General features: G+C 74.7%; 21 protein-coding genes and 2 pseudogenes. 15 read left to right on the top strand and 8 right to left on the bottom strand.

The genetic code is table 11. The features are described from left to right. Positions 1–101 precede the first annotated feature (101 nt). The 6 genes and pseudogenes from mshD to ACTWP5_RS03450 all read left to right on the top strand — a co-directional run bounded on the left by mshD (position 102) and on the right by ACTWP5_RS03450 (position 6127). A complete protein-coding gene (gene mshD, locus ACTWP5_RS03475; protein ID WP_443219177.1) occupies positions 102–998 on the top strand; it encodes a mycothiol synthase in 897 nt (298 codons plus the stop codon). 30 nt (positions 999–1028) lie between these two features. Continuing rightward, positions 1029–1151: pseudogene (locus ACTWP5_RS03470) on the top strand (helix-turn-helix domain-containing protein); the annotation flags it as partial. 228 nt (positions 1152–1379) lie between these two features. Then, a complete protein-coding gene (locus tag ACTWP5_RS03465; RefSeq protein WP_443219340.1) occupies positions 1380–3674 on the top strand; it encodes an RNA degradosome polyphosphate kinase in 2295 nt (764 codons plus the stop codon). Beyond that, positions 3658–4089: an NUDIX hydrolase gene (locus tag ACTWP5_RS03460; RefSeq protein ID WP_443219176.1), complete on the top strand. Its 432-nt coding sequence runs from the start codon at positions 3658–3660 to the stop codon at positions 4087–4089. Before ACTWP5_RS03465 ends, ACTWP5_RS03460 begins: the two co-directional genes overlap by 17 nt. 72 nt (positions 4090–4161) lie before the next feature. Then, a complete protein-coding gene (locus tag ACTWP5_RS03455; protein ID WP_443219175.1) occupies positions 4162–5538 on the top strand; it encodes an AAA family ATPase in 1377 nt (458 codons plus the stop codon). Between the two features lie 76 nt (positions 5539–5614). Then, the gene (locus tag ACTWP5_RS03450; RefSeq protein ID WP_443219339.1) at positions 5615–6127 is read left to right on the top strand and encodes an RloB family protein; all 513 of its coding nucleotides are present in this window, start codon (positions 5615–5617) and stop codon (positions 6125–6127) included. Positions 6128–6166: 39 nt separating this feature from the next. Here ACTWP5_RS03450 and ACTWP5_RS03445 read toward each other — a convergent pair whose 3' ends face one another. Further along, on the bottom strand, positions 6167–6895 hold the full coding sequence (locus ACTWP5_RS03445) for a class I SAM-dependent methyltransferase (protein WP_443219338.1): 729 nt from the start codon (positions 6893–6895) through the stop codon (positions 6167–6169). 282 nt (positions 6896–7177) lie between these two features. Here ACTWP5_RS03445 and mshA point away from each other — a divergent pair, with 282 nt between their 5' ends. Beyond that, positions 7178–8482, top strand: a complete 1305-nt coding sequence (mshA, locus tag ACTWP5_RS03440) for a D-inositol-3-phosphate glycosyltransferase (RefSeq protein WP_443219337.1) — start codon at positions 7178–7180, stop codon at positions 8480–8482. Between the two features lie 538 nt (positions 8483–9020). On the opposite strand, the gene ACTWP5_RS03435 is transcribed toward mshA, so the two are convergent. From ACTWP5_RS03435 to ACTWP5_RS03420, 4 genes are all read right to left on the bottom strand, one after another. Beyond that, positions 9021–9764 carry a response regulator gene (locus ACTWP5_RS03435; protein ID WP_443219336.1) on the bottom strand — a complete coding sequence of 248 codons (744 nt, stop codon included), beginning with the start codon at positions 9762–9764 and terminating at the stop codon, positions 9021–9023. Positions 9765–9844: 80 nt separating this feature from the next. Next, positions 9845–11071, bottom strand: a complete 1227-nt coding sequence (locus ACTWP5_RS03430) for a sensor histidine kinase (protein ID WP_443219335.1) — start codon at positions 11069–11071, stop codon at positions 9845–9847. Between the two features lie 142 nt (positions 11072–11213). Beyond that, positions 11214–12326 (bottom strand): hypothetical protein, encoded by a 1113-nt coding sequence (locus ACTWP5_RS03425; RefSeq protein ID WP_443219174.1) that lies wholly within the window; start codon positions 12324–12326, stop codon positions 11214–11216. A gap of 114 nt (positions 12327–12440) precedes the next feature. Beyond that, positions 12441–13208, bottom strand: a complete 768-nt coding sequence (locus tag ACTWP5_RS03420) for a Clp protease N-terminal domain-containing protein (RefSeq protein ID WP_443219173.1) — start codon at positions 13206–13208, stop codon at positions 12441–12443. Positions 13209–13332: 124 nt separating this feature from the next. Between ACTWP5_RS03420 and ACTWP5_RS03415 the strand changes: the two genes are divergently transcribed. Together ACTWP5_RS03415 and ACTWP5_RS03410 are read left to right on the top strand one after the other, a co-directional pair. Then, positions 13333–13833 (top strand): YbjN domain-containing protein, encoded by a 501-nt coding sequence (locus ACTWP5_RS03415; protein WP_443219172.1) that lies wholly within the window; start codon positions 13333–13335, stop codon positions 13831–13833. Between the two features lie 86 nt (positions 13834–13919). After that, on the top strand, positions 13920–14579 hold the full coding sequence (locus ACTWP5_RS03410; protein ID WP_443219171.1) for an SRPBCC family protein: 660 nt from the start codon (positions 13920–13922) through the stop codon (positions 14577–14579). A gap of 108 nt (positions 14580–14687) precedes the next feature. Here the strand turns inward: ACTWP5_RS03410 and ACTWP5_RS03405 are convergent, their stop codons facing one another. Both ACTWP5_RS03405 and ACTWP5_RS03400 read right to left on the bottom strand, forming a co-directional pair. Beyond that, on the bottom strand, positions 14688–15734 hold the full coding sequence (locus tag ACTWP5_RS03405) for a DUF5685 family protein (protein WP_443219170.1): 1047 nt from the start codon (positions 15732–15734) through the stop codon (positions 14688–14690). A gap of 281 nt (positions 15735–16015) precedes the next feature. Beyond that, positions 16016–16831: an alpha/beta fold hydrolase gene (locus tag ACTWP5_RS03400; RefSeq protein WP_443219169.1), complete on the bottom strand. Its 816-nt coding sequence runs from the start codon at positions 16829–16831 to the stop codon at positions 16016–16018. A gap of 253 nt (positions 16832–17084) precedes the next feature. Here ACTWP5_RS03400 and ACTWP5_RS03395 point away from each other — a divergent pair, with 253 nt between their 5' ends. From ACTWP5_RS03395 to ACTWP5_RS03385, 3 genes are all read left to right on the top strand, one after another. Then, positions 17085–17273 carry a hypothetical protein gene (locus ACTWP5_RS03395; RefSeq protein ID WP_443219168.1) on the top strand — a complete coding sequence of 63 codons (189 nt, stop codon included), beginning with the start codon at positions 17085–17087 and terminating at the stop codon, positions 17271–17273. Positions 17274–17468: 195 nt separating this feature from the next. Further along, positions 17469–18230: a MerR family transcriptional regulator gene (locus ACTWP5_RS03390; protein ID WP_443219167.1), complete on the top strand. Its 762-nt coding sequence runs from the start codon at positions 17469–17471 to the stop codon at positions 18228–18230. A gap of 93 nt (positions 18231–18323) precedes the next feature. Then, complete coding sequence (locus tag ACTWP5_RS03385) at positions 18324–19952, top strand: threonine/serine ThrE exporter family protein (protein WP_443219166.1); 1629 nt, start codon at positions 18324–18326, stop codon at positions 19950–19952. 133 nt (positions 19953–20085) lie between these two features. Here the strand turns inward: ACTWP5_RS03385 and ACTWP5_RS03380 are convergent, their stop codons facing one another. Further along, the gene (locus tag ACTWP5_RS03380; protein ID WP_443219165.1) at positions 20086–20580 is read right to left on the bottom strand and encodes an inorganic diphosphatase; all 495 of its coding nucleotides are present in this window, start codon (positions 20578–20580) and stop codon (positions 20086–20088) included. A 96-nt stretch (positions 20581–20676) separates the two neighbouring features. Here ACTWP5_RS03380 and dacB point away from each other — a divergent pair, with 96 nt between their 5' ends. From dacB to tilS, 3 genes and pseudogenes are all read left to right on the top strand, one after another. Beyond that, positions 20677–22263 (top strand): D-alanyl-D-alanine carboxypeptidase/D-alanyl-D-alanine endopeptidase, encoded by a 1587-nt coding sequence (dacB, locus tag ACTWP5_RS03375; RefSeq protein ID WP_443219164.1) that lies wholly within the window; start codon positions 20677–20679, stop codon positions 22261–22263. A 180-nt stretch (positions 22264–22443) separates the two neighbouring features. Continuing rightward, positions 22444–23607: a zinc-dependent metalloprotease gene (locus tag ACTWP5_RS03370; RefSeq protein ID WP_443219163.1), complete on the top strand. Its 1164-nt coding sequence runs from the start codon at positions 22444–22446 to the stop codon at positions 23605–23607. A gap of 202 nt (positions 23608–23809) precedes the next feature. After that, positions 23810–24316 (top strand): annotated as a pseudogene (tilS, locus tag ACTWP5_RS03365) (tRNA lysidine(34) synthetase TilS); the annotation flags it as partial. Positions 24317–24358: the final 42 nt, after the last annotated feature.

Raw genomic sequence — 24358 nt, 5'->3', positions numbered from 1 at the left:
GCCGTCAGGAGGCGTGGTGTAACAAGCAGATGAAACGACGCGGAAGCCCCCGTGCGCCCGCGTTGTCCCGAACAGGGCGCGCGCACCTTAGAGTCGGGACCATGAGCGACGTCGTGGTGCTGGACGAGGTGACGACAGCGGACGTGCGGGACGCCTTGGAGCTCATCGACACGGCCGCGAGGACCGACGGGCAGTCCCCCGTCTCGGAACAGGGGCGGCTGCTGCTGCGCGGCGGTCCGAGACCCGGGGTGAAGCACGTGCTGCTGCGCGAGCGCGGGCAGCTCGTCGCCTACGGGCAGCTCGACGGCACCGACCCGGTCGAGGCGCCCTCGGCGGAGCTCGTCGTCCACCCCTCCCACCGGGGCCGGCGGCACGGGCGCGCCGTCGGCGAGGCCCTGCTGGCCGAGTCGGGACACCGGCTGCGGATCTGGGCGCACGGCGGGCACCCCGCCGCCCGCCACCTGGCGCAGGCGATGGGGCTGACGCTCTTTCGCGAGCTGCGACAGCTGCGCCGCCCGCTCGGCGGGCTCCAGCTGCCGGAGCCCACGCTGCCGCCGGGGGTCACGGTGCGTGGTTTCGTGCCCGGTGAGGACGACGAGGCGTGGCTGTCGGTAAACGCGGCGGCCTTCTCGCACCACCCCGAACAGGGATCCCTCACGCAGCGCGACCTCGACGCGCGCAAGGCGCAGTCGTGGTTCGACCCGGCGGGCTTCTTCCTCGCGGTCTCGGGCGGGAAGCTCCTCGGCTTCCACTGGACGAAGGTGCACACCGCCGAGCGGCTCGGCGAGGTGTACGTCCTCGGCGTGCTGCCGGAGGCGCAGGGCACGGGCCTCGGCAGGGCGCTGACGACGATCGGCCTGCGGTACCTGGCCCGTGACCGCTCGCTGCCCACGGCGATGCTCTACGTGGACGCCGACAACGGTCCCGCCCTCCACGTCTACGAGGGGCTCGGGTTCCGCACCTATGAGACAGATCTCATGTACCGCACGGAAACCTGACCGCAGGGTTGGTCTCCTAGGCTCGTCCCCATGGACGAATCCGACCGCCTGCGACTGGCCCGGCTGGTCGTGGACGACGGGTGGTCGTTGCGGCGGGCGGCACGCCACTTCCGCGTGTCTCCGACGACGGCGAAGAAGTGGAGCGACCGGTACCGCGACGGTGGGGGCGGCGCCGCCGGCGCTTCGGGTGCCGCCGGCGGGTCCGGTCCCGCCGCCGCGTCCGCCGCGTCCGCCGCGTCCCGATCCGCCGGCGTTCCCAGCGCTCTGGCCGTTCCGGCTGTTCCCGGTGCCCCCGGTGCTCCCGGCGGCCTCGTCCGCCCCGACGGCCCCGGGTCCCCCGGAGGGATGTCGCGTCCGCCCACAGTGCGTGACAATGGGGACATGAGAGGGAAAGCGGACAGTGAGGCCCCGGCCTCGCGCGGCGCGGTACCGGGACCCGCCTCCGGCGCGCCCGGCCTCGACCGGCACGCGCGGGGCGCCACCGGCGACGGTCGTGGCGCGAGCGACAACGGCGGCAACGGCGGGAGCGCCGTCGCCGCCCCCCACCCAGCCGTCGCCGTCCCGCCGCCGGAGGTCCCGGAGGACGAGACGTCGCTGCCCCCGGACCGCTTCCTGGACCGGGAGCGCAGCTGGCTCGCGTTCAACGAGCGCGTCCTCGAACTGGCCGAGGACCCCACCACCCCCCTGTTGGAACGCGCCAACTTCCTCGCCATCTTCGCCAGCAACCTGGACGAGTTCTTCATGGTCCGCGTCGCGGGCCTCAAGCGCCGCATCGACACCGGCGTCGCCACCCTGCCCGTCACCGGGCAGCTCCCGCGCGACCTGCTGCGGTCGCTGCGCGCCCGCTCCCGCGAGCTGATGGCCCGCCAGGCCGCGTGCTACCAGAAGGAGGTCGCCCCCCGCCTCGCCGAGCACAACATCCACCTGCTGCGCTGGCCCGAGCTGACCGACGAGGAGCGCGCCGGCCTCTTCGCCCTCTTCCGGCAGCGGATCCTGCCCATCCTCACGCCCCTGGCCGTCGACCCCGCCCACCCGTTCCCGTACATATCGGGACTCTCCCTCAACCTCGCCGTCGAGGTCCGCAACCCGGCCAGCGGCAACACCCACTTCGCCCGGGTGAAGGTCCCGCCGCTGCTGGATCGTTTCCTCGAAGCGTCCCCGCAGCGGTACGTCCCCGTCGAGGACGTGATCGCCGCGCACCTCTCCGCCCTCTTCCCCGGCATGGAGGTCACCGCGCACCACGTCTTCCGCGTCACGCGCAACGAGGACGTCGAGGTGGAGGAGGACGACGCGGAGAACCTCCTCCAGGCGCTGGAGAAGGAGCTCCAGCGCCGCCGCTTCGGGCCGCCGGTGCGCCTGGAGGTCGAGGAGTCGATCGACCCCGAGATCCTCGACCTGCTGGTGCGGGAGCTCAGCATCAGCCGCGACGAGGTGATCGCGCTCCCCGGCCCGCTCGACCTCACGGGCCTCGGCGACATCGCCGCCCTCGACCGGCAGGAGCTGAAGTACCGGAAGTTCGTCGGCGGCACCCACCGCGACCTCGCCGAGGTCGAGTCCGCCTCCCCGCCGGACATCTTCGCCGCGCTGCGCCAGCGCGACGTGCTGCTGCACCACCCGTACGACTCGTTCTCCACCTCCGTCCAGGAGTTCCTCGAACAGGCCGCCGCCGACCCCGACGTGCTGGCGATCAAGCAGACCCTGTACCGCACCTCGGGCCGCTCCCCGATCGTGCAGGCCCTGATCAGCGCCGCCCAGTCCGGCAAGCAGGTCCTGGTCCTGGTGGAGATCAAGGCCCGCTTCGACGAGTCCGCGAACATCACCTGGGCCCGCAAGCTGGAGGAGGCCGGCGTCCACGTCGTCTACGGCCTGATAGGGCTGAAGACCCACTGCAAGCTCTCCCTCGTCGTCCGGGAGGAGGGCGAGGAGCTCAGGCGCTACGTCCACGTCGGCACGGGGAACTACCACCCGAAGACGGCCAGGCTCTACGAGGACCTGGGCGTCCTCACCGCCGACCGGGTCGTCGGCTCCGACATCGGCGACCTCTTCAACCGCCTCTCCGGATACTCCCGCCACGAGGACTACCAGCGGCTGCTCGTCGCCCCCCGCACCCTCCGCGACGGGCTGGTCGAACGCATCGAACGGGAGGTCGAGCACCACCGCGCCGGCCGCCCGGCCTGGGTGCGGATCAAGGTCAACTCCATCGTGGACGAGGACGTGATAGACGCCCTCTACCGCGCCTCCCAGGCCGGCGTCCCCGTGGACGTGTGGGTGCGCGGCATCTGCACGCTGCGCCCGGGACTGCCCGGCCTCTCGGAGAACATCCGCGTGCGCAGCATCCTCGGCCGCTTCCTCGAACACTCCCGCGTCTACGCCTTCGCGGCCGGCGGCACCGCGCCCGACGGCGCCGAGGCGGAGGTGTGGCTCGGCAGCGCCGACCTCATGCACCGGAACCTCGACCGCCGCATCGAGGTGCTGCTGCGCGTCGCCGACCCGGGCCACCGCCGCTCCCTGGTGGGCCTGCTCAACCGGGGCATGGCCGACACGACGGCCTCCTGGCACCTCGACGCCTCCGGCGCGTGGACCCGACACGCCGAGGACGCCGAGGGCCGGCCGCTCGCCAACCTCCAGGAGACCCTCATCGAGGAACGGAGACGCCGTCGTGCCAACGGCAGCTGAACAGCACGGGGTGGTGGAGGCCGCCGGCTGCGTGCTGTGGCGACGCGCCCACGACGGCGAGGGGATCGAGGTGTGCCTCGTCCACCGCCCGAAGTACGACGACTGGTCGTGGCCGAAGGGCAAGCTCCACGACGGCGAGACCCCGGCCGACGCCGCCGTCCGCGAGGTGCGGGAGGAGACGGGCATGGCCTGCCGTCTCGGCGCCCCCCTCAGCACGGCCCGCTACCTGGTCAGGGACCGGCCCAAGGTCGTCCACTACTGGGCCGCCGAGGCCCTCGGCGGCCACTTCCAGCCCAACGGCGAGGTCGACGCCCTGCGCTGGCTCACACCACCGGAGGCCCGCGCCCTCCTCACCCACCCGCTGAACCGGCCGCTGCTGGACGAGGCGCTGGCGACGCTGGAGGGCGTCGCCTGAGGCCTGTTTGACCCGCTGTTCGCGGTTTTTCCGTGCAGAACGGGGTGTAGCCTCTCGTATGAGGTGATCGGGATGCTGCTGAGCTTCCGGGTGAGGAACCATCGCTCGCTGCACGAGGAGCAGCAGCTGACGTTGACGCCGGTCTACGAGGCGGATCGGCCCGAGGGGGCGGCCTGGGAGGCCGTCCCTGTCGCCGCCGTCTTCGGCGCCAACGCGGCGGGGAAGTCGAACGTGGTCGACGCGCTGCGCTTCATGGCCCACCTGGTGCGCCGCTCCCACCACGAGGCCGAGCCGGGTGGTGGCCTGGTCAGGCAGCCGTTCGCGCTCGACGCCGAGGGGCGTGAGAGCCCGTCGTGGTACGTGGTCGACCTGCTGCTGGAGGACGTCCGGTACACCTACGGCTTCAGCGTCGACGACGAGCGGGTGCTGGACGAATGGCTCCACGCCTATCCCCACGGCCGCCGCCGCAAGCTCTTCGAACGGACACCCGAGGGCATCGCCTTCGGCGACCACGTGCCGAAGAAGGAGCTGGAGCTGGTCGCGAGCATCACCGAGCCCAACGCCCTGTTCCTGACGGTCGCCGCTCGGTCGCGACAGGAGACCGTGCAGGCGGTGTACCAGTGGTTCCTTGGGGCGCTGAGCTTCCGTACGGGCGGAGCCGCACCCGACGCGTTCGTCCAGCGCCTCGCGCCACTCCCGAGCACAGACGTGCAGCGGGTCGAGATGATGGCCGCCCAGTACCTGTCGGACGACATCCGTGCCGCGTCGGTGGCGGCGTTGCTGCGGGCGGCCGACCTCGGCATCGAGGGCGTCGGCGTCGAATCGACGGAGGAGGCACACCGGCGGCTGCGGGCGGACCAGGACGAGCGGGTTGCGAGGCAGATGACGGCGAACGGGGACGAGCTAGTGATTCGGCTTGTGGGCGCTGGCACGCGCGGCACCCGCCGTGTCTGGGTCGAGCAGCGTGGCCGCCGTGGGGCCACCCGTATGGCCCTCGCCGACCAGTCGCAGGGGACTGTCGCCCTGCTGGGCTACGCCCCTCAGATCTTCGAGTCGCTGGAGCGCGGTGGCCTTCTCGTGATCGACGAGGTGGACGCCAGCCTGCACCCCAGGCTGACGGCCCACATCATCAGACTCTTCCAGGAGCCCACGACCAACCCCCACGGTGGCCAGCTCCTCGTCACCACCCACGACGCCAGTCTGCTCGGGCGCATGGGCGGGGAGGAGATCCTCAAGCGGGACCAGGTCTGGTTCGTCGAGAAGAGCGAGTACGGCGAGACGCGGCTCTTTCCGCTCTCCGACTTCAAGCCGCGCCTGGAGGAGAACCGGGAGCGGCGGTACCTCGGCGGGAGCTACGGCGCGGTCCCGTTTCTGAGCGACGACCGTTTCGAGGAGGCCGTGGCCGCACGGGGGAGGTCGGAGTCGGATGGCGCGGAACCGGGGGAGTGAGCGTAAGGGGCCGCGTTTCGAGTCCGACCTGCGCCGGAGTCCGCCGGGGCGACGCGCGCCCCGCGACCGGCTGCTCGTGGTCTGCGGCTCACGCGCCACGGAGGGCGACTACCTGCGTGGCCTGGTCGGGCACGTCGCCAACCCCGCCGTGACGGTCAGGATCAGAAACAAGCCGGTGTCTCCGACCCAGTTGGTGGCCCACGCCGTCGAGCTGAGGGCCTTGGCCCCGGACGACTTCGACCAGGTCTGGTGCGTGTTCGACGTCGACGAGTTTCCCGACGTCGCGCGGGCCGTCGCCGAGGCACGCCGAGTCGGGATCGAGGTCGCGGTGTCGAACCCGTGCTTCGAGCTCTGGCTGCTGCTGCACTTCCGCAAGCACACGGCTCACGCCCGCACGTATCGCGAGCTACTGCCATACCTGAAGAAGCATCTGTCCGGTTACGACAAGCGACCCGCCTTCCGTCATTTCCAGAGCGGCTGGCCCGAGGCTGTTCCTCGCGCCCGCAGGCTCGCGCGGCGCGGCACCGAACACGAGGTGAACCCTGCCACCGGTGTGTGGGCGCTCGTGGAGCGCATCACGGGGGCGTGACCCGGGCCGGCACGGCACGGAACGACGGCCGGTGCCGGCTCAGCTCGGCGCCACCGCCTCCCAGCGGACGGTGATCTCGCCCTGGCGCCAGCGGCGTGGGTCGTCCGTCAGCGGCCAGGCCGTGGCGAGCGCGCGGGCCGCGTGGATCCAGCGTTGGCGGGCGCCGAGCGGCGCGTAGGGCGCGGCGGCGGCCCAGGCGCGGTCGAGGTCGGTCAGGAAGCGGTGGATCGGCTGGCCGGGGACGTTGTGGTGGATCAGGGCCTTCGGGAGCCGTTCGGCGAGGGCGGACGGGGTGGGGAGGGTGGCGAGGCGCGCGGCGAGGGTGAGGGTGCGGGGGACGGCGTCGGGTCCGAGGGTGAGCCAGGCGTGGCGGCGGCCGATCTCGTCGCAGGTGCCCTCGACGAGGAGGCCGCCCGGCGCGAGCCGGCCGCAGAGCCGGGCCCAGGCGGCGGGGACCTCCGTCTCCTCGTACTGGCGCAGGACGTTGGCGGCCCGGACGAGGGTGGGGCGCTCGCCGCCGGGGAGGGGGAGTTCAAAGCCGCCGCGCAGGAACGTGAGGCCCTCGCGCTCGTACGGGCGGGCGGCGGCGACCCTGGCCGGGTCGATCTCGACGCCGACGACGCGGGCGTCGGGCCGAAGGCGGCGCAGCCGGGCCAGCAGTTCGACGGCGGTCCACGGCGTGGCGCCGTAGCCGAGGTCGACCGCGACGGGGGAGTGGGGCGCGCGGCGCAGGGTGGCGGCGTGGGTGGCGAGGATCCAGCGGTCCATCCGCCGCAGTCGGTTGGGGCCCGTCGTTCCCCTGGTCACGTAGCCCTCGGGCACGCTGCCGAGGGTAGCGGTCCTGCGGCGGGCCGACGTGACGGCCGTAACGTTTCTGCAAAACGGGAAGAGCGGGGCGTGGCGTGTCGTTCCAGCGTGATGGCTACCCCCGGAGGTTTCCTATCAGATAGATAGGAAATGCTCTGGCAAGGAAGCCAGCGGAAACCGCCGCAGGGACGGCCGTCGTCAGGAGGCTCCGTGCCACAGATCCGCCCGATCCGCCGGGTCGCGATGCTCAGCGTGCACACCTCCCCGTTGCACCAGCCGGGGACGGGAGACGCGGGCGGCATGAACGTCTACGTCGTCGAACTCTCCCGTCAGCTGGCCGCACTCGGCATCGAGGTGGAGATCTTCACCCGCGCCACCGCCCCCGGCCTCGACCCCGCCGTGCCGCTGGCGCCCGGCGTGCTGGTGCGGCACGTCGACGCCGGGCCGTACGAGGGGCTGCGCAAGGAGGATCTGCCGGCCCAGCTGTGCACCTTCGCCCACGGCCTCACCCAGGTCTGGGCCACCCACCGCCCCGGGTACTTCGACCTCGTCCACACCCACTACTGGCTCTCCGGCCAGGTCGGGTGGCTGGCCGCCCGGCGCTGGGGCGTGCCGCTGGTCCACGCCATGCACACCATGGCGAAGGTGAAGAACGCGGCTCTCGCCGAGGGCGACACCCCGGAGCCGGCCGTGCGCATCATCGGCGAGAGCCAGCTCGCGCGCGACGCCGACCGCCTCGTGGCGAACACCCCGGACGAGGCGGCGCAGCTGTTCCACCACTACGACGCCGACCCCGAGCGCACCGCCGTCGTCCAGCCCGGCGTGAACCTCGACGTCTTCCACCCCGGAAACGGCGCCGTGGAGAGCGCGGGCGTCGGCCGGGTGGCCGCGCGGGCGCGCCTCGGGCTGCGGCGCGACGCGCTCGTTCCGCTCTTCACCGGCCGCATCCAGCCGCTGAAGGCGCCGGACGTCCTGCTGCGCGCGGTGCGCGAACTGCTCGACGACGACCCCGGGCTGCGCGAGCGCCTCGTCGTCCCCGTCGTCGGCGGCCCCTCGGGGTCGGGCCTGGAGCGGCCCGAGGGCCTCCAGAAGCTCGCGGCCCGCCTCGGCATCGCCGACATCGTCCGCTTCCACCCGCCGGTCGGCCAGGCCCGGCTCGCGGACTGGTACCGGGCGGCGGACGTGCTGGTGGTCCCCTCGCACAGCGAGTCCTTCGGGCTCGTCGCGGCCGAGGCGCAGGCCTGCGGCACGCCGGTCGTCGCGGCGGCCGTCGGCGGCCTGCCCGTCGTGGTGCGCGACGGCGTGACCGGCTTCCTGGTCGACGGGCACGACCCGGTGGACTACGCCCGCGCGCTGCGCCGCTTCGCCGAGAACCCCACGCTCTCGCCCCGCATGGGCGCCGCCGCGGCCCGCCACGCCCGCCGCTTCGGCTGGGGCACGACCGCGGCCGCGACCCTCTCCGTGTACGAGAACGCGCTCGCCGACCACCGCGCCCGCGCGTACCGCACGCGCGCGGTGGCGGCGCTGCGCGCGGCGGTGCACGGCTGAGGGCTGCTGCGGCGTCGCCGGCGGGTTTCCGACGCCGTTCGGCTCTGCCCCCGGGGCCCGAACCCCCTCGGTCCTGAGCCCCGGGTCCCGGCCGCAGGCGGCCCCGACTCTCCCGGGCGCCGGTCGCCCGGACCTCCCAGGCCCGGTTCCCCCACCGTTCGCGTGCCGTCGGGCCGCTGTGGGTGGTGGCGGCGGTGTACGGCTGGCGGCTGCTGCGGCACCCCTGGTGGGTTCCGACGCCGTTCGGCTCCTCTCAGCCGGGCCCTCGGCCACCGGTTCCCGGGCCTTCCGGGTGCACAGACGGCCGGAGCTCCCAACCCCCGCGCCTCGGACGCTCGGACCCCGGGGGATTCCCCGGGGTCCGGTCCGTGTCTCCGGTCGCGTTGTCGTCGGTCGTCAGCCCGCGAGGCCGAGTCCTCCGTCCGCCGTGCTCCGGGTGCCGCGGAGCCCGCGGGTGCCCCCGTGCCCGGGGAGCAGCGTGTGGGGGGCCACGAGGCGCCGCCTCCCGAGCCGTGCCGGAGCTGACGGGGGGACAGCGTCACGGTCCGTCCGCGACGTCGTGGCCCCGACGCGGGGGTGCGCAGGCGCCTCGGGCCTGCTCGAACGCGTCGCGGGCCGGCCCGGTCCGTTCAGCCTGGTACTGGCCCGGGGTCACGAAGCCGTGCTCGTACGCGGCGATGACCGCCTGCACGCGGTCGCGGGCGCCGAGCTTCGCCAGGAGCGAGGCCACGTGGGTCTTCACGGTCTGCGGGCCGATCGCGAGGCGGGCGGCGATCTCGGCGTTGGTCAGGCCCTCGGCCACCAGCCGGAGCACGTCCGCCTCCCGTCCGGTCAGCCGGTCGCGCAGCGCGCGCCCGCGCCGGTCGCGGGCGTGGTGGGCGGCCAGCGCGCGGACGGCGGCGGGGAAGAGGAGGGAGTCGCTGCGGGCGACGAGCCGCACCGCCTCGACGAGGTCCTCGGCGGCGGAGCGCTTGAGGAGGAAGCCGCTGGCGCCGGCGCGCAGCGCCTCGTAGACGTAGGAGTCGTTCTCGAAGGTCGTCACGACGACGACGCGCGGCGGCGGGTCCATCGTGCCGAGCAGCAGCTCCGTGGCGCGGATGCCGTCCACCTCCGGCATGCGCACGTCCATCAGCACGACGTCCGGCGCCAGTTCGCGCACGACGGAGACCGCCTCCGCGCCGGTCGCGGCCTCGCCCACCACCTCCATGTCGGGTTCGGTGGCGAGGATGGCGCGCAGCGCGCCGCGCACCAGGCGTTCGTCGTCGGCGATGACGACGCGCAGCCGGTCCGCCGCCGGCCCGTCGGGGTTGTCGCCGTCGGGATTGTCGCCGGCGTGGCTGTCGGCGGCGTGGCTGTCGGCGGTCACGAGGCGCCGCCTCCGAGCGGCAGCCGCACCAGCAGACGCCAGCGGTCCCCGGCGGCGCCCCACTCGGCGCCCCCGCCCAGCAGCGCGGCGCGCTCGGCGACGCCGCGCAGGCCCCGGCCGCCGCCGGGGCGCCGCGCCGAGGGGTCGGAGCGGGACGGGCCGGGACGGCCGCCCCGGGAAGGGCTCGTGGGGGAGCGGAGCGGGTTCTCCATGGCGATGGTCAGCCCTTCGTCGTCGATGCCGAGCCGCACGGTCACCGCCACCGGCCCGGTGTGGCGGAGCGCGTTGGTCAGGCCCTCCTGGATGATGCGGTACGCCTCGCGGGAGACGATGCCCGGCGCCGCGGCGGCCCGGCCGGCCGTCGTGTCGGTGAGGGTGACCGTGAGCCCGGCGGCGCGGGTCCGTTCCACCAGGGCGTCCAGCCCGTCGAGGGTGGGGGTGGGGGCGCGGGCGGCGGGCTCCTCCTCGCGCAGCAGGCCGAGGACGGTGTCCAGCTCTCCGACGGCCCCGCGCGCCGTCTCCTCGATCGCCGCCAGGGCCTCGCGGACGAACGCCGGGTCGGTGTCGGCGGCCAGCACCCGGCGGGCGGCGGCCGCCTGGAGGCTGACCGCGCTCAGCGCGTGGCCGACGGAGTCGTGCAGCTCACGGGCGAGCCGGTGGCGGGCGGCGAGGTCGGCGGCCCGCGCCTCGGCCGCCGCCAGCCGGTCGGCGGGCGTCGGGCCGAGCAGCGCGGGCGCGACGCGCGCCAGCAGCGCCGCCCCGGCCGACAGGACGGCGACCAGCGCCGCCAGCAGGGCCAGCCCGGCGGCCGGCGCGAGCCACGCGTGCTCCGTCAACGCGCCGAGCTGGCCGCCGAACCGGCTGCCGCGCACGCCGGCCGAGAACGGCAGCGCCAGCAGCACCGCGACCATCGGCGGCACGGCCAGCAGTACGCCGCTGAGCAGCCCGCCGATCCCGAGGTGCGCCGTGAACCACACCGCCGCGCGCCGCCGCGCCGCCCACGAGCGGGCCGGTCCCGTGGCCAGCCGCTCCGCCGGGACGCCGCACAGCGCCCGCACCGCCTCGGCCTCCAGAGGCCGGACCAGCGGCAGCAGCAGGCCGGTCAGCGCGACGAGCGGCAGCGCGAGGGCGTAGGCCGCGAGCTGCCACAGGACGTTCGTCGTGGTGGCGGACTCGGGGAAGGCGATGCCGAGCGTCACGAAGAGCAGGAGGAAGTAGGGCATCAGCAGGGCGCCGCCGAGCAGCAGGTGGACCCAGCGGGCGGCCAGGCGGGCGAGCCCTGCGCGTCGGGTGCGCGGCGGCGCCGTCGCCGTGTTCACGGACGCCGCCCCGCGGCCGTGGCCGCTGCCCGTGTCGAGGACACGGTCACGCCGTCCGGGACGCCACGAGCGTCCGCCAGCGCTCGGCGAGCGGACGGGCGAGAAGGGCGAGGACCAGCAGCCCGGCGATCATCTGGCCAGCGTAGGTCAGCAGGGCCAGCGGGGTGCTCCGCTCCCCGGGCTCGGCGCTGGGGAAGGTGAGGGCGTTGGTCAGCAGCATCCAGCCGCCCCAGCAGGCGAGCGCCGAGCCGCTGATCCAGGCCGTCGCCACGACGGTGCCGAGCCGGGGCGACGCGAACCGGGCCGAGGCGAGCCGGGGCGACGCGAAGCGGGCCGGGCGGAGGGCCAGCAACACCACCGCGGCGGCGGCCGTCAGCACGAAGAGCACCTCGGTGGCCTCGACGACGTGGAAGGAGGTGGCGTCCTGCTCCCGCTGCGCGTCGTTGAGGCCGACGGTCGAGCCCGCGAGCCACAGCAGGTGCACGGTGAACGGCACGAGCAGCGTCAGCAGCGCGGCCACGGCGGGGGTGCGCCGCGCGGGGAGCGGCAGCTCGGCGAGCCGGCCGCGCAGCACGGGGCTCCAGCGCGCCCTGACATAGAAGGCGAACAGGCCGCCCAGCGCCAGCGCCTGCACGCTGAAGCCGGTGTAGACGACGGTGAAGACCCACGCGTCGAGGGCGGGCTCACCGTCCGAGCCGGTGCCGCTCACGTCACCGCCACCGCCACCGCCGCCGAGGGCGTCGGCCAGCAGCGTCGCCGGGAATCCGAGGACGATGGGGGCCAGCAGGCCGGTGGCGACCCACAGCGGGGCCAGGGTCAGCACGGCGGGCAGCCGCCTGCCCCAGGGCTGGGTGAGGGCGAGGACGAGGACGATGACCGCGGCGTCCATCACCACGGTCAGCAGGTTGAGGGCGTACAGCATGGTCTGGCCGTCGCCGCTGGTCAGTTCGCTGCCCTCGGGGATGCCGACGTGGCTGCCGGCCAGCCAGGCGGTCTTGAGGCCGAGGTAGGGCACGCAGGCGGCGATGGCGACGAGCCGCAACGCGGCGACGGCGCGGCGGGCGCGTTCGGCTCGGCCGTCGCCGCCGGTGGGGGCGGGCGGGGCCGAGGCCGTGACGGGCGGGTCGAGGGGCCTGACGGAGGTCGCGTGGTCGGTCATGGCTCCACGCTCCCGCCGGCGAGCCCGCGCCACGTCGTGCGTGCCGACGAACCGCCTCCCCCACGCGGGGGAGGCGGTGGCCGTGGCCGTTCACGCGGCCGTGTACCCCGTCGTTCAGCCGCCGCCGACGACGCGGGCCAGCGCCCGCGCGATGCTGGCCTCGGCGGCCGACTTGTCGACGCCGAGGCCGCTGAGCACCCCCGAGCCGTTCTCGTTCTCCAGCAGTGCGAGGAGGAGGTGTTCGGTGCCGATGTAGTTGTGGCCCAGGCGCAGGGCCTCCCGGAAGGTCAGCTCCAGCGCCTTGCGCGCGCTCGCCCCGTACGGAACGAGCTCGGGCGCCTCCGCCTCCTCCCCGTCCTCCGTCGCGCCGGCCGCGCCCGCCGTGGGCAGGGCGTCGGCCGCCGCCGCGCGGACGGTGTCCAACGAGACGCCCTGGTCCGTGATCGCCCTGGCGGCCAGGGCCTCGGGCTCGTGCAGCAGCCCGAGGACGAGGTGTTCGGGAAGGATCTCGGAGCCGCGCGCGGCGCGCGCCTCGTGGTGCGCGGCCATGACGACGTTCTTCGCGCGGAGGGTGAAGTTGGCGAAGCCGGTCCGCGGGTCGAGGTCGCCGGCCGCGTCGCCCTCCCTCGTCACGAAGCGCTTCTGCGCCGCCTGTCGGGTCACGCCCATGCTCCGGCCGATCTCGGTCCAGGAGGCTCCGGAGCGGCGGGCCTGGTCGACGAAGTGGCCGACGAGGTGGTCGGCCACCTCGCCGAGGTTGTCGGCGGCGACGACGGCGCTGGTGAGCTGGTCGAGCGGTTCGGCATGGACCTGTTTGATCGCGGCGATGAGGTCGTCGAGTCGGATCGGGGCCGGCGGTGCGGGCTGTCGTTGGGCGTCCATGCGTCAACCGTAGGTTGACAGTCTGAGCGATGTCAACCAACGGTTGACAGTTGCGTTCGGGGCATGTCGCGGACGGGCGCGCCCTCCGCGCGCCGGGCGGGCGTCGGCGGCCTACCATCGGCCCATGGCAGAACCCCGCGAGGTCATCGAGGAGGCCCTCGCCGGCCTCGCCGACACGGGCGCGAGCTGGGAGAGCCCGGAGCCGGGGCACTACGTCGTCACCCTCCCCGGCACCCGCAAACTCTCCACCACCTGCTCGCTGCGCCTCGGCCGCCACTCCCTCTCGGTCAACGCCTTCGTGATCCGCCGCCCCGACGAGAACCAGGAGGGCGTCCACCGCTGGCTGCTGGAGCGCAACACCCGGATCTACGGGGTGGCGTTCGCCCTCGACCGGCTCGGCGACGTCTACCTCGTCGGCCGGCTCCCGATCGCCGCCGTCACCGCCGAGGAGCTCGACCGCGTCCTCGGCACGGTGCTGGAGCAGGCCGACGGCTCGTTCAACACCCTGCTCGAACTCGGCTTCGCCAGCGCCATCCGCAAGGAACACGCCTGGCGGACCGCCCGCGGCGAGTCCACCCGCAACCTCGACGCCTTCTCCCACCTGATCCGCCCCTCGGACAGCTGAGGCCCGGGGCCGCCGCAGCGGGGGACCGCGGGCCCGCGCACGCCACGCGCACCCCCGAGGACCGACCGATCCAAGGAGCCAGCACCGTGATCGACATCGACGTCACCACCCAGATCAACGCCGTCCGCCGCGAGGTCGGCCGCCGCGCCCTCCAGGCCGGGGAGGCCCGCGTGGTCACCCTCAGCCAGCCCTACGAGGCCCCCGTCGAGGACGTCTGGGACGCCTGCACCAACCCCGAGCGGATTCCCCGGTGGTTCCTGCCCGTCTCGGGCGAGCTGCGCCTGGGCGGCCGGTACCAGCTGGAGGGCAACGCGGGCGGCACCGTCGAGAGCTGCGACCCGCCCCACGGCTTCGCCGCCACCTGGGAGTTCGACGACAACGTCAGCGGGATCGCGCTGCGGCTGGGCCCGGCCGAGCTGGCGGGCGGCCGAGCGGGCACGCTGCTGCGGCTGGAGCACGTCGGCCCCGACGACGACGCGCACTGGTCGCAGTTCGGCCCCGGCGCCGTCGGGGTCGGCTGGGACCTCACGCTGATGGGCCTCGCCCTGCACCTGTCCTCGCCCGCGCGGGCCGTCGACCCGGAGGAGAGCGCGGCCTGGCTGTCCTCCGACGACGGCGTCCGCTTCGTCGCCCTGAGCAGCGAGCTGTGGTGCGACGCGAACGTCGCGGCCGGCGAGGACCAGGCCACGGCCCAGGCCATGGCCGACCGGACCACCGTCGCCTACACGGCGCCGCCGGAGTCCTGACGCCCGCGCCTCACCGGGCGCGCCTCACCGGTCTCTCCTCAGCAGCCGGGTCTCCTCGCCCCCGTCTCGCCGGTCGCGCGTCGCCGGTCGCGTCCCGGCAGGCCCGCCTCAACAGTCGCAGCTACAGCAGTCACAGCAGTCGGAGCAGTCGCGGCCCCGCCGCCGCTGCTGCCGGCGGGCCCGTCGCTCCGCACGCTTGCGCCGACGGCGTTCGCGCCGGCTCTCGTACTCCGCGCCCGGCGGGACGTACGGCGTCCCGTGCGGGCCGAAGGGGTTGTGCTGGCCGGGAGGCTGGGCGTGGGCGAAGGTGCGGTGGACGGCGTGCTCCAACTCGCCCGTCAGCAGGGCGCGCACCAGCCGGTCGTCGGTGAACGCGACGTCGGCCAGCGCCAGCGCGATGCCGCGCACCGCGTCGTCGCACAGCCGCCGGACCTCCGCCAGCGGCGTCCCGGTGGCGGTCACCGGGTTCCACACGCCCGCCGTCCGGTCCGCGTCGAGGTCCTCGACCGCGTCCAGCAGGTGCGCCACCCGCCCGAACAGCCGGCCGGCCTCCGCCAGCGCCTCCCCGTTCTCCGGCCGCCCCGCGAGCACGGCGGTGTGCGCGAAGGCGGCGGCCACCGCCGTCTCCGTCGGCTCCGTCACCGCCAGCACCGAGGTGCCGGGGCCGGCCAGGGCCTCCACCTCCTGCTGCCGCTCCACGGCCGCGACCAGCACGCCCGCGTCGAAGCCCAGGCCCTCGCCGCCGCGGGTGCCGGCCGTCTCCCAGGTGCTGGCGACGCGCCGCGCCGCCGCCGCGACCAGGGGACGCGCCAGCGCGCCGTCGCCGTCGGCGACGTGGTCGCGGATCTTCGCCGAGGCCAGCACCAGCGAGACCACGGCCGCCAGCCGGGCGCCCTCGCCCCGGGCCACGGTGGCGCGCCGCATGCCGCGCAACGGGCAGGGCCCGGCCCTGCGCCACCCCTCCTCGTCACTGACGGGGCGCGCCTGCGCCGCGTACAGCACCGATATCAGCAGCCCGTCGTGGTTGGTCGCCGCGCGGGCCGCCTGGCCGCGCTCACCGCGCAACGCCAGGCAGAGCCCGCACAGGTGGCCCTTCCACTCCTCCGCCAGCCCTTCCGGCAGTCGATGCCGGCACGGACGCACGATCCCGAACACCCGTCTCAACCCCCCGCGCTTCCCGGACGCGTGGCGGTTCTCCGCCCCGTCCGCCGTTCCTCGTCGACCGTCCCCTCACGACCACGCCCGTCGTCGGACGCCCTCGTCCGACACCCGTCGTCCGTCACGTCGTCCCTCACGTCGTCGTCCCGGTCAGGCCGTCAGACGGTGTGCCGGTCAGACGGTCGAGCGGCGTGGTGACACGGCCGTGTAAGGCCGCAGACTAGCGGGTCCGCCCTCCCGGAGCGCTCACCGGCCGGGGGACTCGCCGGCCGGGGCACTCACCGCTCGAGGAACGCCAGCACGTTGGCGACCAGCAGCGGCGAGACCGCGAGGTCGTAGTGCGTCCGGCCGGGGACGATCGCCAGCGCGTGGCCGCCCCCGGGCCGGCCCTCGCCCTGCCAGCCGCCGTCCCGCTGGCCGCCGCCGAGCAGGCCGAAGACCTCGACGTAGTGGCTCGGCGGCGCCATGTCGGCGTCGGCCGCCGCGATCAGCGTGGGCACGCGCAGCCCGCGCACCTCCTCCTCGTAGTCGAAGTCCCGCGCCATCGCCTCGCCGATCTTCCCGAGCAGCCGGGGGAAGTCCTCCGGGCGCGGGGCGACCCGCTGGTACAGCTCGTACATCGGGGTCTCCTTCATGAACTCGGCGGCCTCCGGCCCCACCTGCGCCTGCTGCGCGAGGATCTCCGGATAGGTCGCGCTCCGCCGGAACATCGCCGAGACGGCGACGAGCCGCCCGACCTTCTCCGGGTGTCTGACCGCGGTGTGGAAGGCGACGCCGCCCCCGAGGGAGTATCCGACGACGTCGGGCCGCTCCAGCCCGAGGTGGTCGATGAGCGCGGCGACGTCGTCGGCCATCAGCCGCACGTCGAGCGGGCGGTCGATGTCGGCGGTCCTGCCGTGGCCCTGGAGGTCGACGGTGATGACCTGGTGCCGCTCGGCGAGCGCGGGCAGCACGGGCGCGAACATCTCACCGGACCCGAGCCCGCCGTGCAGCAGGATCATCGGCCGGCCCTCGCCGTGCGTCTCGTAGTACAGGCTGATGCCGTTGACCTCGGCGTACCGACCGGTGGCGGGGATCTCCTGGGTGACGGTCACGGTGCTGCTCCTCAACTTCCGCGGTCCCCGTGGTCGGGAACCGCCGTCTGCGGTGTGTCGAAGTGTTGGACCGGGCCCGTGCCCGAAACTCATCGCGGGTCGGCGAACGGCGTCGTGCCGGTTTCCCGAGACCCCTGTCCCGTCGGGACGACCGCTCGGGCCGTTCGTCTCGTTACCGTGTCGTTTCCACCCGGCCACTAGCAGATGGAGGGACCCTGGAAGGGTCCGTCGGCTCGCGGGAAGGAGGGAGACGGTGCAGCAGCCTGATCAGCCCGAGCAGCACGAGCCCGAGGCCGGGCCTTTGTCGGAGCCGCGGGGGCAGGCGCAGGGGCAGGGAGGCGCGGAGCAGGCGGAGGGACAGCCGTCGCTGCGCGACCGGGTGCGGGAGGCGAACCACGAGAGCGAGGTCGCGGCGCAGCTGCGCGACGGCCGGCGCGGCTGAGCGCGCCGTCGCCCCGCCCCGCCCCGCCCCGCCGTCCGCCACTCCGCCGTCCGCCGTCCGCCGCCCGGTCGCTCCCGCCGCCCCGGCCGCCCTGGCCGTCCCGCCGCGCGCGCCCCTCCGGCGACGCGCCGCTTGCACCTCACGCGACGTGAGGATGCACCGTGGTCGCCGTACCAACGAACCGAGGAGGCGGACGTGGCCCACACCGTCGGCCAGCTGGCGCGGATCGCCGGCGTGTCGGTGCGGACGCTGCACCACTACGACGCGATCGGACTGCTCGTCCCCGGCGAGCGCGGCCCCGCGGGCCACCGCGGCTACGGCGAGGCCGAGGTCGAGCGGCTCCAGCAGATCCTCTTCTACCGGGAGCTCGGCTTCCCGCTGGAGGAGATCGCCACGCTGCTCGACGACCCCGCCGCCGACCCGCTGGCGCACCTGCGGCGGCAGCACGGGCTGCTGACGGGCCGGATCGCGCGGCTGCGGGCCATGGTCGCCTCCGTCGAACGAGCCATGGAGGCACGCACGATGGGAATCACCCTCACCCCCGAGGAGAGGTTCGAGGTCTTCGGGGACTTCGACCCCGGCCAGCACGGCGAGGAGATCCAACGCCGCTGGGGCGACACCGACGCGTACCGCGAGTCGCGGCGCCGGACGGCCGCGTACGGCAAGGAGGACTGGCTGCGGATCCGGCGCGAGAGCGACGAGCTGACCGACCGTTTCGCCGCGCTGCTGGACTCGGGCGCGGGCCCGGAGACCGAGGCGGCGATGGACCTCGCCGAGGAGCACCGCCAGCACGTCTGTCGCTACTTCTACACGTGCTCCCACGAGGTCCACGCGGGCGTCGGCGAGCTCTTCGTGAACGACGAGCGGTTCGCGGCCCCCTACGAGGCGGTCCGTCCCGGACTGGCCGCCTACGTACGGGACGCGGTGGTGGCCAACGCCGCCCGCGCCGACGCGTAGCGCCACGACACCTCTTATGCTCGCCGTGAGGGCCGCGAAGCACGATGAAACGCGGCGAAACGGCTCAAACGGCGTGAGAGGAGTGGCCCGGTCGTGGGTGGGGAGCGGGAACGGGAGCGGGGCGAGGAGGAGACCACCTCGGGGTTCGCCGTGCCGGAAGGGCTCAGGCCGCCGCCTCCCCCCAGCGAGGCCGAGACCACCTCGGAGTTCGCCGTGCCGGAGGGGCTGACCCTCTCCCGACCCTCCCCGCCCCACAGCGAGTACGGGCCGAGCCAGCAGGCCCAGGACTTCACGCCGGCCGAGGGCGTGCCGCGTTTCGCGCGTGGCACGCCCTGGCAGGACCGGATGCGGACGCTGGTCCGGCTGCCGCTGGCGGAGCGGCCGGCGCCCGAGCTCGCGGCCGAGGCGGAGGCCGAGGCGGCCGTGCCGGTGCCGCGCGTGCTGGACCTGACGCTGCGTATCGGCGAGCTGCTGCTGGCGGGCGGCGAGGGCGCCGAGGACGTCGAGGCGGCCATGTTCGGCGTCACGCAGGCCTACGGCCTCGACCGGTGCGAGGTGACGGTGACCTTCACCCTCATCTCCGTCACCCACCAGCCCTCCCTGGTGGACGCGCCCGTCTCACTCGAACGGACCGTGCGCCGCCGGGGCACCGACTACACCCGGCTGGCGGCCGTCTTCCGGCTCGTCGCCGACATCACCGAGGGCAGCGTGACGCTGGAGGAGGCGTACGGGCGGCTGGCCACGATCCGGCGCAACCGGCACCCGTACAGCAAGTGGCAGCTCACGGCGGCCAGCGGCATGTTGGCGGGCGCGGCCAGCGTGCTGGTCGGCGGCGACTGGTGGGTCTCGGTGCTGGCGGCGCTCGGTGCGATGCTCGGGGACCGGCTGGCGTGGCTGGCCGCGAGCCGCGCGCTCCCCGAGTTCTATCAGTTCGTCGCGTTCGCGATGGCTCCCGCCGCGGTCGGGATCGTCTGGGCGGCGGCGCACCCCTCGGGCCAGGGGCAGGTGCAGGCCGCCGCGATGATCACGGGCGGGATCTTCGCGCTGATCCCGGGGCGCGCCCTGGTCGCGGGCGTCCACGACGGGCTGACGGGGTACTACCTCACGGCCTCGGCCCGCCTGTTGGAGGTGATCTACCTCTCCGTCGGCATCATCTGCGGCGTGCTGGTCGTGCTCTACGCGGGCGAGACCTCCGGCGTCTCGCTCGACCCGGAGCACCTGGCGCGGGTCAACCGGCCGGCCGTCCAACTGGTCGCGGCACTGCTGCTGTCGCTCGCCTTCTGTGTGCTCCTGCAACAGGAGAAGAGCACGCTGTTCGCGGCCACCCTCAACGGCGGCATCGCCTGGGTCGTGTTCGGCGCGATGCACGGCACGGCGGGGCTCTCGCCGTTCGCGGCCACGGCGGTGGCGGCCGGGATGGTCGGCCTCTTCGGCCAGCTCTTCTCCCGGTTCCGGTTCACCTCGTCGCTGCCCTACGTGACCGCCGCCATCGGTCCGCTGCTGCCCGGCAGCGCCGTCTACCTCGGCCTGCTCGGCTTCGCCCAGGGCAACGTCAACACGGGGCTGGACTTCCTGCTCCGCGCGATCACCCTGGCCCTCGCGATCGCGATCGGCGTCAACCTCGGTGGCGAACTGGCGCGTCTGTTCATGCGCGCGCCGAGCGAGGCGGTGGCGTTCATCCCGATCGGCCGCCGCGGCGCGAAGCGGACGCGCGGCTTCTGACCACACGCGACCGTTCGGCGACGCGTGGCGCCCGGCGGCACGCGACGTCCGGCGGCCCGCGGCGTGGGGACGTCAGAAAGCGCGGGGACCGGCCTCGTCGCCGCCCCCGCGCTCACGTCCCGCGGCCGGTGGGTCAGTGGTGCTGGCCCGCCTCGGCGTACCGCTTGTACGAGGCCTCGATCTCGGCCTCGGCCTCGGTCCGGCCGGCCCAGTTCGCGCCCTCGACGGACTTGCCGGGCTCCAGGTCCTTGTAGACCTCGAAGAAGTGCTGGATCTCCAGCCGGTCGAACTCCGACACGTGGTGGATGTCGCGCAGGTGCTCCATCCGGGGGTCGGAGGCGGGGACACAGAGCAGCTTGTCGTCGCCGCCCGCCTCGTCCCGCATCCGGAACATGCCGATGGCCCGGCAGAGGATGAGGCAGCCGGGGAACGTCGGCTCCTCCAGGAGCACCAGCGCGTCGAGGGGATCGCCGTCCTCACCCAGCGTGCCGTCCACGAAACCGTAGTCCGCCGGGTAGACCGTGGAGGTGAACAGGTGGCGGTCCAGTCGGATCCGGCCACTCTTGTGGTCCACCTCGTACTTGTTCTTCGAACCCTTCGGGATCTCGATCGTGACGTCGAATTCCACGGGGGCACTCCTTAACCGTTAACTGCTCTGTGCACGCGACAGGTGGTTAAGTGTCCCTCACGCAGGTATGTGCTCGCGAAAGGGGCTGGTCGGGGCGTGCGCACGGCGGCACAGGTGTGGCGGACATGTCGGTCATGGATGGTGGCGTGGTGGCGTCGGCTGGCTGGCCGGGACGGAGACCTTGACGCCGGCCTCGACCCCACCCTGGGGCGCGACCGCGAGACGGCGCGCGTGGTGGCGGCCTCCGCGGCGGTCGGGCTGGCGCTGGCCGCGCTGACCGTCGCCCTCTCCGGCCCCTGGGACGCGGGCCAGCGGGTCGCGGAGCGGCAGGCCGCCGCCGCGGGGGAGGCGCCCCCGGCGAGCGGCGGGGACGGCCACGACGCCGACGGGCTGCCCCAGGACCACGAGGGCGGCGAGGGCGGCGCGCGGCCCGGCGAGGCCGGCGAGGGCGCCCTCCCGGCCGCCGCGCAGGTGCTCGCCCCCGCCACCGGCGACGCCGGCCCGCCGCCGGGCGACGCGGCGCTGGCCGCCGCCCTCGGCCCGAGCCTGGCCGACCCGGCGCTCGGCCCCGGCGGCGCCAGCGGCTCCGTGGTCGACCTGACCACGGGGGAGCGCCTCTACGGCGACGACGCCGCGAGCCCCAGGACGCCGGCCTCCACCATCAAGCTCGTCACCTCCGTCGTCGCCCTCGACGTCCTCGGCCCCGACCACCGGCTGTCCACCACCGTCGTGTGGGACGACGACCACGGCCGCGTCGTCCTCGTCGGCGGCGGCGACACCACCCTCACGCCCGAGCAGATCTCGGTCCTGGCCGACCGCACCGCCACCGCGCTCGCGGAGCGCGGCGTCGCCGGGGTGGCCGTCGGCTACGACGTCTCGCTCTACGCCACCGAGCGTCACCCGATCGGCGTCAACGACAACCTCGCCCTGATCACCCCGCTCCAGATGAACGCCGGCCGTCTCGACGACAGCCGGCACGGCCCCGCGCCCCGCGCCGAGGACCCGGCCGCCGAGGCCGCCGCCGCCTTCGCCCGCGAGCTGCGGGTCGCCGGCATCCGCGTCGACCACGCCGCCGACCCCGTCCGAGGGTCCGCCCCCGACGGCGCGGAGCGGCTGGCCATCCACCGCTCCGCCACGGTCTCCACGCTCGTCGAGGACATGCTGACCCACAGCGACAACGACCTGGCCGAGGCGCTGGCGCGGGTCGCCGCCGTCGCGGCGGGTCACGGCGGCGACGCCGACGGCGTCGGCCGCGTCATGACGGAGCGGCTGCGCGAGCTGGGCGTGCCGCGCGAGGGCGCGCGGATCGCCGACGCCAGCGGCCTGGACCGCACGGGGCGCCTCACCGCCGAGCTGCTGACCGACACCCTCCGCGTGGCCGCGAGCCCCGACCGGCCCGAGCTGCGCGCCGCGGTCACCGGCCTGCCGGTGGCGGGCTTCACCGGCACCCTCGCCGACCGCTACGACCCGTCCGCCGGCACGGCGGCCAGCGCGGGCGCCGGCCTGGTCCGTGCCAAGACGGGGACCCTGACCGGGGTGAACACCCTCGCCGGGACCGCCGTCACGCCGGAGGGCCGGGTGCTGGCGTTCGCGTTCCTCGCGGACGCCACGGTCGGCCCCGTCGAGGCGCAGGCCGCGCTCGACGCCGCCGCCGCGACCCTGGCGAGCTGCTCCTGCCACTGACCCGCCGCGCCCTGCGCCCCGCGGCGCGACCGGTCCTCCCTGACCCGCCGCCCGCGGCACCGCCCGGGGCGGCGGGCACCGGCCCCCGCCTCAGGGAAAGCCCCGAGCCCACCCCGACCCGCACCTGACCGCACCAAACCGCACTAACGCTCCCGGCCCCGGGGCCGTACCGTTGACGGCATGACGAGTCTCGGCGCACCAGAGCTGGTGGACTGGAATCTCGCGGTCGCCACCGCGACCCGCTTCGCCCGCCCAGGGCCCGAGGTGAGCCGCGAGGAGGCCCGCGCGGTCGTCGCCGAGCTCCGGCGGCACGCCGTCACCTCCGAACGGCACGTCCGCGAGTTCACCGGGCTCGACACCGGCGGCGCGGACACCCCCGTGCTCGTGGTGGACCGCCCCGGCTGGGTCAGGGCGAACGTCGCCGGCTTCCGCGAGGTGCTTCAGCCGCTGATGCGGCGGGTGCGCGAGCGGCGCTCGGCCTCGCCGGGCGGCGCGGCGTTGAGCATGGTCGGCAGCAAGGTGACGGGCGTCGAGGTCGGGATGCTGCTGTCGTTCCTCTCCTCCCGCGTGCTGGGCCAGTACGAGACCTTCGCCCCGCCGAGCCCGAAGCTCCCCGCCGCCAGCGGCGGCGGCCGGCTGCTGCTCGTCGCGCCGAACATCGTGCACGTGGAGCGCGAACTCGACGTGCAGCCGCACGACTTCCGCCTCTGGGTCTGCCTGCACGAGGAGACCCACCGCACCCAGTTCACGGCGGTGCCGTGGCTGAAGGACCATCTGGAGGGGGAGATCCAGGCGTTCCTGCGGGAGACCGACGTCGATCCCGGCACGCTCGTGGAGCGCCTGCGGCAGGCCGCGCAGTCCCTGACCGGCCGCGGCCAGGACCAGCGGGACCAACGGCAGGAGGACCTGCGGGAGGACGCCGCCGCGGAGGAGCGGGCGGGCGGCAGCGGCATCGCGTTCGTCGACCTGGTGCAGACGCCGCGGCAGCGCGCGATCCTCGAACGGGTCACGGCCGTGATGTCGCTGCTGGAGGGCCACGCGGACTACGTGATGGACGGGGTCGGCCCCGCCGTCGTGCCGACGGTGTCGGAGATCAGGGAGAAGTTCACCCGCCGCCGTCAGACGGGCGCGGGCCGCCTGGACCGGGCGCTGCGGCGGCTGCTGGGCCTGGACGCGAAGCTCCGCCAGTACAAGGAGGGCGAGCGCTTCGTCCGGCAGGTGGTGGAGCGCGCCGGCATGGCCGGCTTCAACCGCGTGTGGACCTCGCCGAACACCCTGCCCACCAGCGAGGAGATCGCCAAACCCGAACGGTGGGTCGCACGGGTGCGGCTCGACACCGCATAGCCGCGTCGCGCGGCGCGCATCCTCGTGCGCTCGACGGCCACACGGGGCCGAACGCCCGCGATATCACCCGTACGAGGGACCGTGGCGCGTTACCTGGCGTGCGATGCTCGGGATACTCCGCTGTTCTGTCACCATTTACACACCCACAGTGACAGAGTTCGGCCGTAGCCTTCGGAAGATCCCAGAAAGAAGTGATGCGGATATGGGTCCCCACCCCGCGGTCGCGGCGATACGCCTCGCGGTCCGCCGCACCCTCCACGACATCCTCGCCGAGCTCGGAGTGCCGGGGACCGCGGGGCCGGGCGCCCCGGCCCGGCCGCTGGTGCTGGCCGCCTGCTCCGGCGGCGCCGACTCGATGGCCCTCGCCTCCGCGCTCGCGTTCGAGGCCCCCCGCCTGGGCCTGGCCGCCGGCGCCGTCACGGTCGACCACGGCATGCAGGCGGGCTCCGCGGCCCGCGCCGGCGAGGTCGTCGAGCGGCTGATCGCGATGGGCCTCGCCCCGGTCGACTCCGTCGCCGTCACCGTGGGCCGCGAGGGCGGCCCGGAGGCCGCCGCCCGCAGCGCCAGGTACGCGGCGCTCGACGCCGCCTCCGAGCGGCACGGCGCCGCCGCCGTCCTCCTCGGCCACACGCGGGACGACCAGGCCGAGACGGTGCTGCTGGGCCTCGCCAGGGGGTCCGGCATCCGCTCCCTGTCCGGCATGGCCACGTCCTTCCCCGGCCTCGCCGGGCCCACCCCGGGGCCCCTCGGC

It is taken from the genome of Streptomyces sp. 4N509B (assembly GCF_052245655.1).
GTDB lineage: Bacteria > Actinomycetota > Actinomycetes > Streptomycetales > Streptomycetaceae > Streptomyces.
The sequence above is the reverse complement of the archived record's forward strand: the minus strand, read 5'-3'. Positions and strand labels throughout refer to the sequence as shown.

What these genes read in the sequence shown, in the direction of transcription:
- ACTWP5_RS03465 (WP_443219340.1), top strand. Translation starts at nt 1,380, where the DNA reads ATGAGAGGGAAAGCGGACAGTGAGGCCCCGGCCTCGCGCGGCGCGGTA.
- ACTWP5_RS03455 (WP_443219175.1), top strand. Translation starts at nt 4,162, where the DNA reads ATGCTGCTGAGCTTCCGGGTGAGGAACCATCGCTCGCTGCACGAGGAG.
- mshA (WP_443219337.1), top strand. Translation starts at nt 7,178, where the DNA reads ATGCTCAGCGTGCACACCTCCCCGTTGCACCAGCCGGGGACGGGAGAC.
- mshD (WP_443219177.1), top strand. Translation starts at nt 102, where the DNA reads ATGAGCGACGTCGTGGTGCTGGACGAGGTGACGACAGCGGACGTGCGG.
- ACTWP5_RS03420 (WP_443219173.1), bottom strand. Translation starts at nt 13,208, where the DNA reads ATGGACGCCCAACGACAGCCCGCACCGCCGGCCCCGATCCGACTCGAC.
- ACTWP5_RS03370 (WP_443219163.1), top strand. Translation starts at nt 22,444, where the DNA reads ATGACGAGTCTCGGCGCACCAGAGCTGGTGGACTGGAATCTCGCGGTC.
- ACTWP5_RS03425 (WP_443219174.1), bottom strand. Translation starts at nt 12,326, where the DNA reads ATGACCGACCACGCGACCTCCGTCAGGCCCCTCGACCCGCCCGTCACG.
- ACTWP5_RS03430 (WP_443219335.1), bottom strand. Translation starts at nt 11,071, where the DNA reads ATGCCCTACTTCCTCCTGCTCTTCGTGACGCTCGGCATCGCCTTCCCC.
- ACTWP5_RS03445 (WP_443219338.1), bottom strand. Translation starts at nt 6,895, where the DNA reads ATGGACCGCTGGATCCTCGCCACCCACGCCGCCACCCTGCGCCGCGCG.
- ACTWP5_RS03415 (WP_443219172.1), top strand. Translation starts at nt 13,333, where the DNA reads ATGGCAGAACCCCGCGAGGTCATCGAGGAGGCCCTCGCCGGCCTCGCC.